Origin of the sequence: Pseudomonas mandelii (assembly GCF_006438925.1) — a bacterium.
Taxonomy (GTDB): Bacteria; Pseudomonadota; Gammaproteobacteria; order Pseudomonadales; family Pseudomonadaceae; genus Aquipseudomonas; species Aquipseudomonas mandelii_C.
The window spans coordinates 238,644-252,342 of the sequence record NZ_RCZA01000011.1 but is presented as its reverse complement, the minus strand read 5'-3'; the positions used below and the strand labels follow the sequence as shown (position 1 = coordinate 252,342).

The window sequence follows — 13,699 nt, the reverse complement described above, 5'->3', positions numbered from 1 at the left end:
GACCTGAAAAGGCACCAGATTGCGGTGTGTGAAGACGATACAAGTCGAAAATTCGAAACGAAACACACAAATCTATCGCATACCCATTCGCTGGAGCGTGATCCGTAAGGAGAACGACCTGGCTACCGAATTTCTTGACGACCATAGAGCATTGGAACCACCTGATCCCATCCCGAACTCAGCAGTGAAACGATGCATCGCCGATGGTAGTGTGGGGTTTCCCCATGTGAGAGTAGGTCATCGTCAAGATTAAATTCCGAAACCCCTATCTGCGTATGCAGGTAGGGGTTTTGTTTTGCCCGCAGGAAAGTTCGTACAGCAATACCGGACGGCTTCCGGCTGTCACAGTCTCCCGACAATGCTAAGGTTCGGCCCTAGCTTTTGTATTTTCCCAAGGAAGCCTTTATGCCGGACGCGACGTCCCTCAGTGCTGGTTTTATGGTGGTTCACGGCAATCGCCTGGACGAGTTGCGCAGCCTGGTGGTCAGCTGGATGCGGCGTTACCCGTTGGCTCCCTTGGAAAATGAAATTGCCCTGGTTCAGAGCAACGGCATCGCCCAATGGCTGAAGCTGGCACTGGCAGAAGACCCTGAAGACGATGACATGGGCGGCTGCGGAATCGCAGCAGCCATCGACGTGCAGTTACCAGGTAGCTTCATGTGGCAGCTCTATCGCATGGTGCTTGGACGTGACGAAATCCCGGCCAAATCCCTGCTCGATAAAGCTCCCTTGACCTGGCGTCTTATGCGTCTGCTTCCGCAGTTGATCAATCAACCGCACTTCGAACCGCTGCAGCGCTTCCTTACCCATGACACCGATTTACGCAAACGCTATCAGTTGGCTGAGCGGCTGGCGGATTTGTTTGACCAATACCAGGTGTATCGGGCCGACTGGCTTGAAGACTGGGCAGAAGGTCGCCATCAATTACGAAATGGCAGAGGCGAATCCAAACCTCTGACCCCGGCTAACTGCTGGCAGGCAGAGTTGTGGCGAGCGCTGTTGCTGGATGTGGGTGAACAAGGCATGGCGCAAAGCCGAGCCGGCGTCCATCAACGGTTTATCGAGCGCATCAACAGCCTCGACGTAGCCCCAAGCGGATTGCCTTCACGGGTGATCGTTTTCGGGATTTCTTCACTGCCCGCACAAGCCCTGGAAGCACTGGCGGGGCTGGCGCGCTTCAGCCAGGTTCTGCTCTGCGTGCACAACCCGTGTCGTCACCATTGGGCAGACATCGTCGCCGATAAAGACCTGTTGCGGCATCAATACAAGCGTCAGGCTCGCAAGAGCGGAATGCCGGTTGTGCTCGACCCGCAAACCCTTCACCAGCATGCCCATCCACTACTGGCGGCATGGGGCAAGCAGGGGCGGGACTATATCAATCTGCTCGACAGCTACGACGATCCCAACAGCTATCGCTCGGCATTCCGCGATGGCCGTATCGACCTGTTCAGCGATAGCCATCCACAGAACATGCTCAATCAATTGCAGGACGACATTCTTGAGTTGCGTCCCTTGAACGAGACTCGCGAGCGCTGGCCAGCTGTCGATCCGGCGATGGACGAGTCGATCCGTTTTCACATTGCCCATAGCGCCCAGCGCGAAGTGGAGATCCTCCACGACCAGTTGCTTGCACGCTTCAGTGCTGATCCAGACTTAAGGCCTCGCGATGTGATCGTGATGGTCCCGGACATCGACAGCTACGCACCGCATATTCGTGCGGTATTTGCTCAGCTTGAACGCAACGATCCGCGTTTCATTCCCTTCACGCTCGCAGATCAAGGCCAGCGTGGTCGCGACCCGTTACTGATTGCTATCGAACATCTGCTCAAACTGCCCGACAGCCGTTTCCCCGTGAGCGAGATCCTCGATCTGCTGGATGTTCCTGCACTACGCGCTCGCTTCGGTGTAGAGGAACGTGATCTGCCGACCCTGCACCGTTGGATCGAAGGCGCAGGCATCCGCTGGGGCATGAATGCCGAGCAGCGCGCGGGTCTCGGTCTGCCGCAGGAGCTGGAACAAAACAGTTGGCGTTTCGGCCTGCGACGGATGCTGCTCGGTTATGCCGTGGGCAGTGCCAGTGCTTGCGAGGGTATCGAACCCTACGACGAGATCGGTGGTCTGGATGCCGCGCTCATTGGGCCTTTGGTCGCGCTGCTGGACGCATTGGAGATTGCCCACCAGGAGCTCTCTCTACCCGCAGCTCCCAAACAATGGGGCTTTCGATTGCACGCACTGGTTCAGTTGTTTTTCCTGGCCAGTAACGAGCATGACGACTACGTGTTGGCCCAACTCGAAGAGCTGCGTGAAACCTGGCTTGAGACCTGCGAGTCAGTTGGTTTGTATGATGAGCTGCCGTTGACCGTGGTCCGTGAAGCCTGGCTCGCCGGTCTCGACCAAGGCCGCCTGTCCCAGCGTTTTCTGGCCGGTGCGGTTAACTTTTGCACCTTGATGCCCATGCGAGCGATCCCGTTCAAACTGGTCTGTCTGCTGGGTATGAATGACGGGGACTACCCGCGCGCACAGCCGCCACTGGACTTCGACCTCATGGGCAGTGACTACCGCCCTGGCGATCGCTCCCGACGTGAAGATGACCGCTATCTGCTGTTGGAAGCGCTGTTGTCGGCACGTGACCAACTCTATATCAGCTGGGTCGGTCGCAGCATTCGCGATAACAGTGAACGCCCTGCGTCGGTACTGATTGGCCAATTGCGAGATCATCTGGCCAGCGGTTGGCGACTGCATGATGTCGACGAAGATCTGCTTGAGGCCATCACTCAGGAACATCCACTGCAACCGTTCAGCGCCCGCTACTTCCATGAAGGCGATGATTTGTTTAGCTACGCGAATGAATGGCAGGTGCTGCATCAAACCAGTGAGGCGTCGACTGATATCGAGGTCCTTGATCCCTATGTTCAGGAGGAGCCGCTAAGTCTCGGTCAACTGCAGGACTTCCTGCGTAATCCTGTGCGACATTTCTTCAGTCAGCGTCTGAAAGTGTATTTCGAAGCGGCTGAAGTGCCCTTGGCTGATGAAGAGCCATTTGTACTCGACGCGTTGCAACGTTACAGCCTCAGCGACAGCTTGCTCGAAGCGGCGCTGGGACATCTGGACAGCACCGACCAGGTACTGGAAGCACAGGCAAAACGTTTGCAAAACAGTGGGCTTCTGCCCATGGCCGGGTTCGGCGAATGCCTTCAGCGAGAGTTGATCGAACCGTTGCCGGATCTGCTGCAGCGTTACCAACAGCTTTTGGCGCTATGGCCAACGCCGCTCACCAACGCTCTGCCAGTGAGTCTGGAATTGCTGGGTCTGCGCCTGGAAGGTTGGCTCAGCGGCCTGCATCAACGTGCGGACGGTGGTTTGCTATCAGTCACTACAATCCCCAACAGCATCGGCTCAATCAAATCGCGCAAATGGCATCGGCTGACACGGCCATGGGTCAATCATCTGGTTGCCTGCGCCAGTGGTATGGCGATGACCACCGCGTTGGTGGCCAGCGACGACAGTCTGCTGCTCGGTCCGATGCCGGAGGATGCAGCCTTGCGGATTCTGGGCGACCTGTTAATGGCTTGGCAAACGGGCATGCGTCAACCACTGCCGATTGCGGTGAAGACCGGCTTCGCATGGCTTGGTCAAACTGATCCGGTCAAAGCCCAGGCCGCAGCCCGCAAGGCCTATGAAGGTGATGGCTTGACCTCCGACGGCGAGCGTCGCGAAAGCCCGGCACTCGCCCGACAGTTTGCCGACTTCGACTCGCTTGCCGCAGACGAAACGTTCCCGGATTGGTGCAACGCGTTGTACCGGCCGTTGCTTGAAGCGCCTTGGCGTTCATTGAACAGCGAGGAGGCGCGCGCATGACCACAAAACCGCTGGCCTTGGCATTTCCCCTGCGCGGCAGCCAACTGATCGAAGCGAGCGCCGGGACCGGCAAGACCTTCACCATTTCCGCGCTTTATCTGCGCCTGGTCCTTGGCCACGGCGCAGAGTCGAGCGGCTTCGGACGTGAACTGTTGCCGCCGCAAATCCTCGTTGTGACGTTCACCGATGCCGCGACCAAAGAATTGCGCGAACGTATCCGCACGCGTCTTGCTGAAGCTGCACGGTTTTTCCGTGATGAAACACCGGCGCCCGATAGCCTTATCGCGGAACTTCGTAACGAATATCTACCCGAGCAATGGTCCGGCTGCGCGAACCGCCTGGACATCGCCGCGCAGTGGATGGACGAGGCTGCAGTTTCGACTATCCACAGTTGGTGCCAGCGCATGTTGCGCGAACATGCGTTCGACAGTGGCAGCCTGTTTACACAAACCCTGGAAACCGATCACAGCGATTTGCTGGGCGAAGTCCTGCGCGATTACTGGCGCCTGTTTTGCTACCCGATGCAAGGTGATGCGCTGAGCTGGGTGCGGGGGAATTGGGGTGGTCCGGCGGCATTGCTGCCGCGAGTACGTGGTTTGTTCGCCAGTGAGCGAGACAGTGTTGAAGGTAAAGAGCCTGCCGAGCTGATCACGGAGTGTCTGCAAGAGCGACGGGCAGCCTTGCTCGAACTCAAGATGCCCTGGCGCCAGTGGGCAGACGAATTGCTTGCCGTCTGTCACCAGGGGGTTGCGAGCAAAAGTGTCGATGGTCGAAAAATGCAGGCGCGCTATTTCGAACCCTGGTTTGAAAAGATCAGGGCCTGGGCCGAAGACGAATCCCTTGAGCAACTGGATATCGGCACCGGATTCTCGCGCCTGACTCCCGAGGGTATGGCCGAAGCCTGGAAGGGCGAAGTACCCAGTCATCCCGGGCTGGACGCCATGCCCGGCCTCAAGGCCAGTCTCGATGGATTGCCGACACCTGATGCCGCCGTGCTGCAACACGCCGCCCAGTGGGTCGGTACACGGTTCGAGGAAGAAAAGCGTCGCCGTGCGGAGATGGGCTTCGATGACATGCTGCTGCGCCTCGATGCAGCGTTGCAGTCCGATGGCGGTGAGCGGCTGGCGACCCTGATTCGCGAGCAGTTCCCGGTGGCGCTGATCGATGAGTTCCAGGACACCGACCCGGTGCAGTACCGGATCTTCGAGAGCATCTATCGCATCGAAGACAACAATCCCGAATGCGGTCTGTTTCTGATCGGCGACCCCAAGCAAGCGATCTACGCATTCCGCGGTGCCGACATCTACACCTACCTGCGCGCTCGCCAGGCCACCGCTGGCCGGCTGCATACCCTAGGCACCAATTTCCGTTCAAGTCATGGCATGGTCAGAGCTGTGAACCATGTGTTCGAGCGTGCCGAGTCTCGCGAGACCGGGCGGGGCGCCTTCCTGTTTCGTGAAAAGAACGGTGAGAACCCGGTACCGTTCCTGCCCGTCGAGTCCCAGGGACGCAAAGAAGTTCTGCACGTTGATGACCAGGTCGTGCCTGCCCTGAACATCTGGCACCTGTCCGCCGATCAGCCGCTGTCCGGCGCGACGTACCGACAACAACTCGCCGCCGCCTGCGCCAGTGAAATCACCGCTTTGCTCAACGGCGGGCAACAAGGTCGCGCGGGTTTCATACAGGACGGCAAGGACTTCAGAGGTCTGCTGCCAGCGGATATCGCGATCCTGGTCCGCGACGGTAAAGAGGCCCAGGCTGTGCGCGGCGAACTCTCCGCTCGTGGCGTGCGCAGCGTCTATCTGTCGGACAAGGATTCAGTGTTCGCTGCCCAGGAAGCCCGCGACGTACTGACCTGGCTCAAGGCCTGTGCCGAGCCGGATGTCGAGCGCCCGCTGCGGGCCGCGTTGGCCTGCATCACGCTGAACCTGTCGCTGGCTGAACTGGAGCGGCTGAATCAGGACGAACTGGCATGGGAAGCGCGGGTCATGCAGTTCCGCCATTATCGCGAGCTCTGGCGCAAGCAGGGCGTCTTGCCAATGCTGCGGCGATTGCTGCATGACTTCCAGCTGCCTCAGACATTGATCATGCGCAGTGACGGCGAGCGGGTGCTGACCAATTTGCTGCACTTGTCCGAATTGCTGCAACAAGCGGCCGCCGAGCTCGATGGTGAGCAAGCGCTGATCCGTCATTTGTCCGAGCATCTGGCGCTGTCCGGTCAGGCCGGCGAAGAGCAGATCCTGCGTCTGGAGAGCGACGAACAACTGGTCAAAGTCGTGACCATTCACAAGTCCAAGGGGCTTGAGTATCCCTTGGTGTTCCTGCCGTTCATTTGCTCGGCGAAGCCGGTGGATGGCAGCCGTCTGCCGCTGCATTACCACGACGCCACGGGCAAGGCCCAAGTGACCTTGAAACCGACAGCCGAGTTGATTGTTCAGGCGGATGATGAGCGTCTTGCCGAGGATCTGCGCTTGCTTTACGTAGCCCTGACCCGGGCGCAACACGCCTGCTGGCTCGGAGTGACGGATCTCAAGCGCGGCAATAACAACAGCTCGATGCTGCACCTGTCAGCATTGGGCTATCTGATGGGCGGCGGAGCGCCATTGGCCGAGTCGGCAGGCTTGAAGCGTTGGCTGGAAGACCTGCAGCAGGATTGTGCAGCGCTGAGCTACGGTGAAATGCCTGAAGCGACCGTCGAGCACTACCATCCGCCGCGCAACGATGCGACGTTGCTTGCTCCGCTGATACCCAAGCGCAAGGCCAGCGAAAACTGGTGGATTGCTTCCTACAGTGCCCTGCGCATTGGCGACAGCATGAGCGTGGGCACTGATGAAGCGCCGGAAAGCCCGCAAGCGCAAAAGCTCTTCGACGACGAACGCCTCGATCCGCAAGCACCACGAGAAGTGGTGGCCGGTGGTGCTGATATCCATCGATTCCCTCGTGGGCCGAACCCCGGCACCTTTCTCCATGGTTTGCTCGAATGGGCCGGTGACGAAGGTTTTGCCGCCACACCGCAAGCGCTGGAAGACGCCATTGCCCGTCGTTGCAACCGACGTGGCTGGGAGGGCTGGATAACCGCCCTGAGCGACTGGCTGCAGCACCTGCTCGCGTCCCCGTTGCATATCGGCGGCGGGCAGGCCCCCGTGGTATTCGAGCGATTGACCCAGTACCGGGTCGAGATGGAATTCTGGTTCGCCAGTCATAAGGTCGATGTGCTCAAACTCGATGAACTGGTGCGTCAATACACCCACAACGGCGTGGCCCGGGTGGCTGCCGAGCCGGTGTTGCTCAATGGCATGTTCAAGGGCTTCATCGACCTGACGTTCGAGCACGACGGCCGCTACTACGTCGCCGACTACAAATCCAACTGGCTGGGCGTCGATGACGCGGCCTATACCGAGCAGGCCATGGAGCAGTCGATTCTCGACAACCGTTACGACCTGCAATATGTGCTGTACCTGTTGGCCCTGCATCGCCAGCTCAAGGCGCGACTTGCCGATTACGATTACGATCGGCATGTCGGTGGTGCGCTGTACCTGTTCCTGCGCGGTACACGCGCTTCCAGCCAGGGCGTGTATTTCGCCCGTCCTCCAAGAGAGCTGATCGAACGTCTGGACCGGCTGTTCCAGGTCAAGCCAGAACCCAAGGCCGAACCCGCCTGGGAACAGGGAGTTTTGCTATGAGTCGCACCTTCGCTGATTTGCTGCCCACTTCGTTGACAGCCGAAAGCCTGGCGGATCTGGCGCCATTGAGTCGCGCCGATGACTTGCTCTTGTTGCTGACGCGCTGGGTTGAGCGCGGCTGGCTGCGAGCGCTGGACAAAGCCTTCGTCGCTTTTCTTCATGAGCTCGCTCCCGGCGATGATCCACTGGTGCTGCTGGCCGCTGCGTTGGCCAGTCATCAACTGGGCCACGGTCATGTGTGCCTGGATGTGTTCGAGACGCTCAAGGAGCCGGACTTCGCCCTGTCGCTGCCACCGGAAGGTGATGTGCAGAGTGGTGCGATGTTGTTGCCGTCGCAATTGCTTGAGGCGCTGGACGGTGCCCATTGGTGCAAGGTCCTGGCCTCTAGTAGTCTGGTCGCATTGGCGGTCGATGGCCGCGAGGCGGCGCAGCATCGGCCATTGGTGTTATCGGGCAAACGCCTGTACTTGCGTCGCTACTGGGCTTACGAACGGCGTATCGACACCTCGCTGCGTCAACGCCTGGTCGAACACGAATCCACGCCGGATGATTTGTCCCAGCGCCTCACCCGTTTGTTCGGCCCAGCTCGGCCCGGCGAAGTGATTGACTGGCAGAAACTCGCCTGCGCCCTCGCAACCCGCAGTGCATTCAGCATCGTTACCGGTGGCCCGGGGACCGGCAAGACGACGACGGTCGTGCGTTTGTTGGCGTTGCTCCAGGCGCCGGCAGTGGAGGCGGGCAAGCCGCTGCGAATTCGTCTTGCTGCACCCACCGGCAAGGCTGCAGCCCGCCTGACGGAGTCCATCAGTCAGCAGGTCAGGACTCTGGAAGTCGATGAAACCGTGCGTGTGAAGATCCCGTCAGACGTCACCACCGTGCACCGTCTGCTCGGCAGTCGTCCCGGTACTCGACACTTCCGTCACCACGCCGGTAATCGCTTACCGCTGGATGTGTTGGTGGTGGACGAAGCCTCGATGATCGATCTGGAAATGATGGCCAACCTGCTCGATGCATTGCCGGCCCATGCCCGTCTGGTGCTGCTCGGTGACAAGGACCAACTGGCATCGGTGGAGGCCGGCGCCGTGCTGGGCGACCTGTGCCGCGACGCCGAGGCCGGTTGGTACAGCCCACAGACTCGCCTGTGGCTGCAAGCGGTCAGTGGTGAAAGCCTGGATGCCAGCGGTTTGCAGGAAGACACCCAAGGCGCTCATCCCCTGGCCCAGCAAGTTGTGATGCTGCGTCATTCACGTCGGTTCGGCGAGGGCAGCGGCATCGGCCAACTGGCTCGTTGGGTCAACCAGCAGCAACCCGAGGAAGCCCGCAAGTTGTTGGCAGCGCGAAGCCATGACGACGTCTTTTCCCTGCCCCTCAAGGGAGAACAGGACCGGGCGCTGGAACGCTTGCTGCTTGAGGGGCATGGCGATGGTCCGCAGGGTTATCGCCATTACCTGAGTCTCTTGCGCAGCCTGCGGCCACCGCTCGACAGCACGCTTGATGATCCCTGCTGGACCGATTGGGCGCGCCAGGTGCTGCAAGCCTTCGACACCTTCCAGTTGTTGTGCGCCGTACGCAAAGGGCCGTGGGGCGTGGAGGGGTTGAATCAACGCGTGACCGCCGCGCTGCTCAAGGCTCGGCTGATCGACAGCGACCAGCAGTGGTACGAAGGTCGGCCGGTGCTGATGACTCGCAACGACTATGGTTTGGGTTTGATGAACGGCGACATCGGCATTGCCCTCAAGCTACCGGAACGTGTTGGGCCGGAGGCAGGGAAGCAGGTGTTGCGTGTGGCGTTCCCGCGTAATGATGGTCAGGGCGGCGTACGGTTTGTTCTGCCAAGCCGGCTCAACGATGTCGAAACCGTGTACGCGATGACAGTGCACAAATCCCAGGGCTCGGAATTTGCCCATACGGCGTTGATTCTGCCGGATGTCCTGAACCCTGTACTCACCAAGGAGTTGATCTATACCGGAATAACCCGGGGGAAAAACTGGTTCACCCTGATCGAACCTCGCTCCGGCGTATTCGAAGAGGCGGTGCGGCGCAAGGTCAAGCGCTTGAGCGGGTTGATGCTGGAGTTGGATGAGGTGAGCGCCGACTAATCGGCGAACAGCATCTCCCGACTTTCGCCCATCAACAGACTCTGATTCTGCTCTGTGACCGAACGGATGTAATCCCACAACAGGGTGATCCGCTTGAGCTTGCGCAGGTCTTCGCGGCAGTACATCCAGAACTGTCGTGTGATGTTGATCTCTTCCGGTAACACCGGCAGCAACCGCGGGTCCTGGGCCGCCAGAAAGCACGGCAGAATCGCCAGCGACCGACCTTGCTGCGCGGCAACGAACTGCGCAATCACACTGGTGCTGCGCAGATTGGCACTGGCGCCGGGCAACACATTTGCCAGGTACAACAGCTCCGAGCTGAACGCCAGATCGTCGACGTAACTGATGAATGAATGTTTTCCCAGGTCTGCCGGGCGGCGGATGGGTGGATGCTTGTCGAGATAATCCTGAGTCGCGTAGAGCTGTAATTTGTAGTCGCAGAGTTTGCAGCAGACGTACGGACCATGCTCCGGGCGCTCCAGGGCGATGACGATGTCCGCCTCGCGTTTGGACAGGCTGATGAAGTGCGGCAGTGGCAGGATGTCCACGGAGATCGCCGGGTAGGCGTCGACGAAATGGCTCAGCTGCGGGGTGATGAAAAAGCTGCCGAAGCCTTCGGTGCAGCCCATGCGCACATGCCCGGATAACGCGACCCCGGACCCCGAAACCTGCTCGCAGGCCATGTGCAGCGTGCTTTCAATCGACTCGGCATAACCCAGCAACCGCTGGCCTTCGGTGGTCAGGACAAAACCACTGGTCCGGGATTTCTCGAACAGCAACGTGCCCAACGCCGCTTCCAGCGAGCTGATGCGCCGCGACACGGTGGTGTAGTCGACCGCAAGGCGCTTCGCTGCGGTGCTGGCCTTGCGGGTGCGGGCGACTTCAAGGAAAAACTTGAGGTCATCCCAGTTCAACGAGCCTAGAGACGTGATGTTTTTTTGCATGATGGACCGGCTTTTATGTGCGTTCTTATTAGAAGTTTGCACATCTATACTCCAAAAACAGTCCGACAACCAATTCGCAACACGCGCCTCATCTCAAGGCGACTTTCTCGCCTTGGCTCCCTAGATAGCTCTCTAAATAAGAACAACGTCCCGGAGACCCAACATGAACGCATCGCTCACGCCAAACGAAACCACTGTCCAAACGGTAAAGCTGTTGATCGACGGCGAGTGGGTCGAGTCCCAAACCACCGAGTGGCACGACATCGTCAACCCGGCGACCCAGCAAGTGCTGGCGAAAGTGCCGTTCGCGACCGCGCAGGAAGTGGACGCCGCCATCAGTGCCGCCCATCGCGCCTTCCAGACCTGGAAGCTGACGCCGATCGGCGCGCGGATGCGCATCATGCTCAAGCTCCAGGCGTTGATTCGCGAACACTCCAAGCGTATCGCCGTGGTGCTGAGCAACGAGCAAGGCAAAACCATCGCCGACGCTGAAGGCGATATCTTTCGCGGCCTGGAAGTGGTCGAGCACGCCTGCTCCATCGGCAGCCTGCAAATGGGCGAGTTCGCCGAGAACGTTGCCGGCGGCGTCGATACCTACACCCTGCGCCAGCCAATCGGCGTTTGCGCCGGCATCACCCCGTTCAACTTCCCGGCGATGATTCCGCTGTGGATGTTCCCGATGGCCATTGCCTGCGGCAACACCTTCGTGCTCAAACCGTCCGAACAGGACCCGATGTCGACCATGCTGCTGGTGGAACTGGCGATCGAGGCTGGCGTACCGGCCGGCGTACTCAACGTCGTTCATGGCGGTAAAGACGTGGTGGATGCACTCTGCACCCACAAGGACATCAAAGCTGTTTCCTTCGTCGGTTCGACTGCCGTCGGCACTCACGTCTACGACCTGGCCGGCAAACATGGCAAACGCGTGCAGTCGATGATGGGCGCGAAGAACCACGCCGTTGTGCTGCCGGATGCCAACCGCGAACAAGCGCTCAATGCACTGGTCGGCGCCGGTTTCGGTGCGGCCGGGCAACGTTGCATGGCCACTTCCGTGGTGGTGCTGGTGGGCGCAGCCAAACAATGGTTGCCTGACTTGAAGGCACTGGCGCAGAAACTCAAAGTGAATGCCGGCAGCGAGCCGGGCACTGATGTTGGTCCGGTGATTTCCAAAAAGGCCAAGGCGCGGATTCTGGATCTGATCGAGAGCGGCATCAAGGAAGGCGCCAAGCTTGAGCTGGATGGTCGCGACGTTACCGTTCCTGGTTTCGAAAAAGGCAACTTTGTCGGCCCGACCCTGTTCTCCGGCGTGAAACCCGAGATGCAGATCTACACCCAGGAAATCTTCGGTCCGGTATTGGTGGTGCTGGAAGTCGATACCCTCGACGAGGCCATCGCCCTGGTCAACGCCAACCCGTTCGGTAACGGCACTGGCCTGTTCACTCAAAGCGGTGCGGCGGCGCGTAAATTCCAGACGGAAATCGACGTTGGCCAGGTCGGCATCAACATCCCGATTCCAGTGCCGGTCCCGTTCTTCAGCTTCACCGGTTCCCGCGGTTCCAAACTCGGCGACCTCGGTCCGTATGGCAAGCAAGTGGTGCAGTTCTACACTCAGACCAAGACTGTCACCAGTCGCTGGTTCGATGACGACAGCGTCAACGACGGTGTGAACACCACCATCAACTTGCGTTAAGGAGCCGGACATGAAAATCGCTTTTATCGGTCTCGGCAACATGGGCGCGCCGATGGCGCGCAACCTGATCAAGGCCGGCCATTCGCTACGGCTGGTCGACCTGAACAAAACCGTTCTGGCAGAGCTGGAACAACTGGGCGGCAGCATCAGCGCTTCGGCACGAGAAGCCGCTCAAGACGCGGAGCTTGTGATCACCATGCTGCCCGCCGCGGTGCATGTGCGCAGCGTGTGGCTGGGTGAAGACGGCGTGCTGGCAGGTATCGCCAAGGGCGTGCCGGCAGTCGATTGCAGCACCATCGATCCGCAGACGGCGCGTGAAGTTGCTGCGGCGGCGGCCAAGCAAGGCGTGGCCATGGCGGATGCGCCTGTGTCTGGCGGTACTGGCGGTGCGGCAGCCGGGACCCTGACGTTTATGGTCGGCGCTACCCCTGAGCTGTTCGCCACCCTGCAACCCGTGCTGGCGCAAATGGGCCGCAACATCGTCCATTGCGGCGAAGTCGGCACCGGGCAAATCGCCAAGATCTGCAACAACCTGCTGCTGGCGATCTCCATGGTCGGTGTCAGCGAAGCCATGGCGCTGGGCGATGCGCTCGGGATCGACACGACGGTGTTGGCGGGAATCATCAACAGTTCCACCGGCCGTTGCTGGAGTTCGGAGATGTACAATCCGTGGCCGGGCATCGTCGAAACGGCGCCGGCTTCGCGCGGCTATACCGGTGGTTTCGGTGCCGAATTGATGCTCAAGGATCTGGGGCTGGCCACGGAAGCTGCACGTCAGGCGCACCAACCGGTGGTGCTCGGCGCGGTAGCCCAGCAGTTGTATCAGGCGATGAGCCAGCGTGGGGAAGGTGGCAAGGACTTCTCGGCGATCATCAACAGCTATCGCAAACCGCAATAATCGGGCTGGAAACCTGTGGGAGTGAGCCTGCTCGCGATAACGGTAGATCAGTTATCGTTGATGTTGAATGTGCTGGCCTCATCGCGAGCAGGCTCGCTCCCACAGGGGCAGCATGTACCCATAGATATTTACCGGGAAATCACGTCGGGTGACCTCCCGGTTTTTTTGCATCAGGCAAACACGAAATACTTGCGCACGGTCTCAACCACTTCCCACGTGCCTTTCATGCCCGGCTCAATGACGAAAATATCACCGGCACGCAGATGGATCGGCTCCTTTCCCTCTGGGGTGATGATGCAGTACCCCTCGCGGAAATCGCAGTATTCCCACTTCACGTATTCCACATACCACTTGCCTGGCGTGCAGATCCAGGTGCCCATGATTTTGCTGCCGTCTTCGCTGGTGTAGGCGTTGAGGTTGACGGTGTGCGGGTCGCCTTCGAGTTTTTCCCATTTGCAGGCATCGAGTACCGGCAGTGGGTGGGTATCGCGAAGAACGGTAATCGGTGCGGACATGATGACTCCGAG

Annotated in this window: 7 protein-coding genes and 1 rRNA gene; 6 read left to right on the top strand and 2 right to left on the bottom strand. The window is 59.7% G+C overall.

The genetic code is table 11. From position 1 onward, the window contains the following. Positions 1-133: 133 nt before the first annotated feature. The 4 genes from rrf (at position 134) to recD (ending at position 9,640) form a co-directional block, all read left to right on the top strand. Positions 134-249: ribosomal RNA gene (gene rrf, locus EAH74_RS24735) — 5S ribosomal RNA — on the top strand. A 156-nt stretch (positions 250-405) separates the two neighbouring features. Then, the gene (gene recC, locus EAH74_RS24730; protein WP_140681757.1) at positions 406-3,858 is read left to right on the top strand and encodes an exodeoxyribonuclease V subunit gamma; all 3,453 of its coding nucleotides are present in this window, start codon (positions 406-408) and stop codon (positions 3,856-3,858) included. Beyond that, entirely contained in the window at positions 3,855-7,541 is a 3,687-nt protein-coding gene (recB, locus tag EAH74_RS24725; protein WP_140681755.1) for an exodeoxyribonuclease V subunit beta, read from the top strand. Before recC ends, recB begins: the two co-directional genes overlap by 4 nt. Beyond that, positions 7,538-9,640 carry an exodeoxyribonuclease V subunit alpha gene (gene recD, locus EAH74_RS24720; protein WP_140681754.1) on the top strand — a complete coding sequence of 701 codons (2,103 nt, stop codon included), beginning with the start codon at positions 7,538-7,540 and terminating at the stop codon, positions 9,638-9,640. The genes recB and recD overlap by 4 nt, the downstream gene beginning before the upstream one ends. On the opposite strand, the gene EAH74_RS24715 is transcribed toward recD, so the two are convergent. Next, positions 9,637-10,584: a LysR family transcriptional regulator gene (locus EAH74_RS24715; protein WP_140681752.1), complete on the bottom strand. Its 948-nt coding sequence runs from the start codon at positions 10,582-10,584 to the stop codon at positions 9,637-9,639. The two genes, recD and EAH74_RS24715, sit on opposite strands and share 4 nt — an antisense overlap. Before the next feature lie 163 nt (positions 10,585-10,747). Here EAH74_RS24715 and EAH74_RS24710 point away from each other — a divergent pair, with 163 nt between their 5' ends. Next, positions 10,748-12,274, top strand: coding sequence for a CoA-acylating methylmalonate-semialdehyde dehydrogenase (locus tag EAH74_RS24710; RefSeq protein ID WP_140681750.1), 1,527 nt, complete (start codon positions 10,748-10,750; stop codon positions 12,272-12,274). A 10-nt stretch (positions 12,275-12,284) separates the two neighbouring features. Then, positions 12,285-13,172 (top strand): 3-hydroxyisobutyrate dehydrogenase, encoded by an 888-nt coding sequence (mmsB, locus tag EAH74_RS24705; RefSeq protein ID WP_140681748.1) that lies wholly within the window; start codon positions 12,285-12,287, stop codon positions 13,170-13,172. Positions 13,173-13,342: 170 nt separating this feature from the next. On the opposite strand, the gene EAH74_RS24695 is transcribed toward mmsB, so the two are convergent. Further along, the gene (locus EAH74_RS24695) at positions 13,343-13,687 is read right to left on the bottom strand and encodes a cupin domain-containing protein (RefSeq protein WP_008024653.1); all 345 of its coding nucleotides are present in this window, start codon (positions 13,685-13,687) and stop codon (positions 13,343-13,345) included. Positions 13,688-13,699: the final 12 nt, after the last annotated feature.

What these genes read in the sequence shown, in the direction of transcription:
- recC (WP_140681757.1), top strand. Translation starts at nt 406, where the DNA reads ATGCCGGACGCGACGTCCCTCAGTGCTGGTTTTATGGTGGTTCACGGC.
- recB (WP_140681755.1), top strand. Translation starts at nt 3,855, where the DNA reads ATGACCACAAAACCGCTGGCCTTGGCATTTCCCCTGCGCGGCAGCCAA.
- recD (WP_140681754.1), top strand. Translation starts at nt 7,538, where the DNA reads ATGAGTCGCACCTTCGCTGATTTGCTGCCCACTTCGTTGACAGCCGAA.
- EAH74_RS24715 (WP_140681752.1), bottom strand. Translation starts at nt 10,584, where the DNA reads ATGCAAAAAAACATCACGTCTCTAGGCTCGTTGAACTGGGATGACCTC.
- EAH74_RS24710 (WP_140681750.1), top strand. Translation starts at nt 10,748, where the DNA reads ATGAACGCATCGCTCACGCCAAACGAAACCACTGTCCAAACGGTAAAG.
- mmsB (WP_140681748.1), top strand. Translation starts at nt 12,285, where the DNA reads ATGAAAATCGCTTTTATCGGTCTCGGCAACATGGGCGCGCCGATGGCG.
- EAH74_RS24695 (WP_008024653.1), bottom strand. Translation starts at nt 13,687, where the DNA reads ATGTCCGCACCGATTACCGTTCTTCGCGATACCCACCCACTGCCGGTA.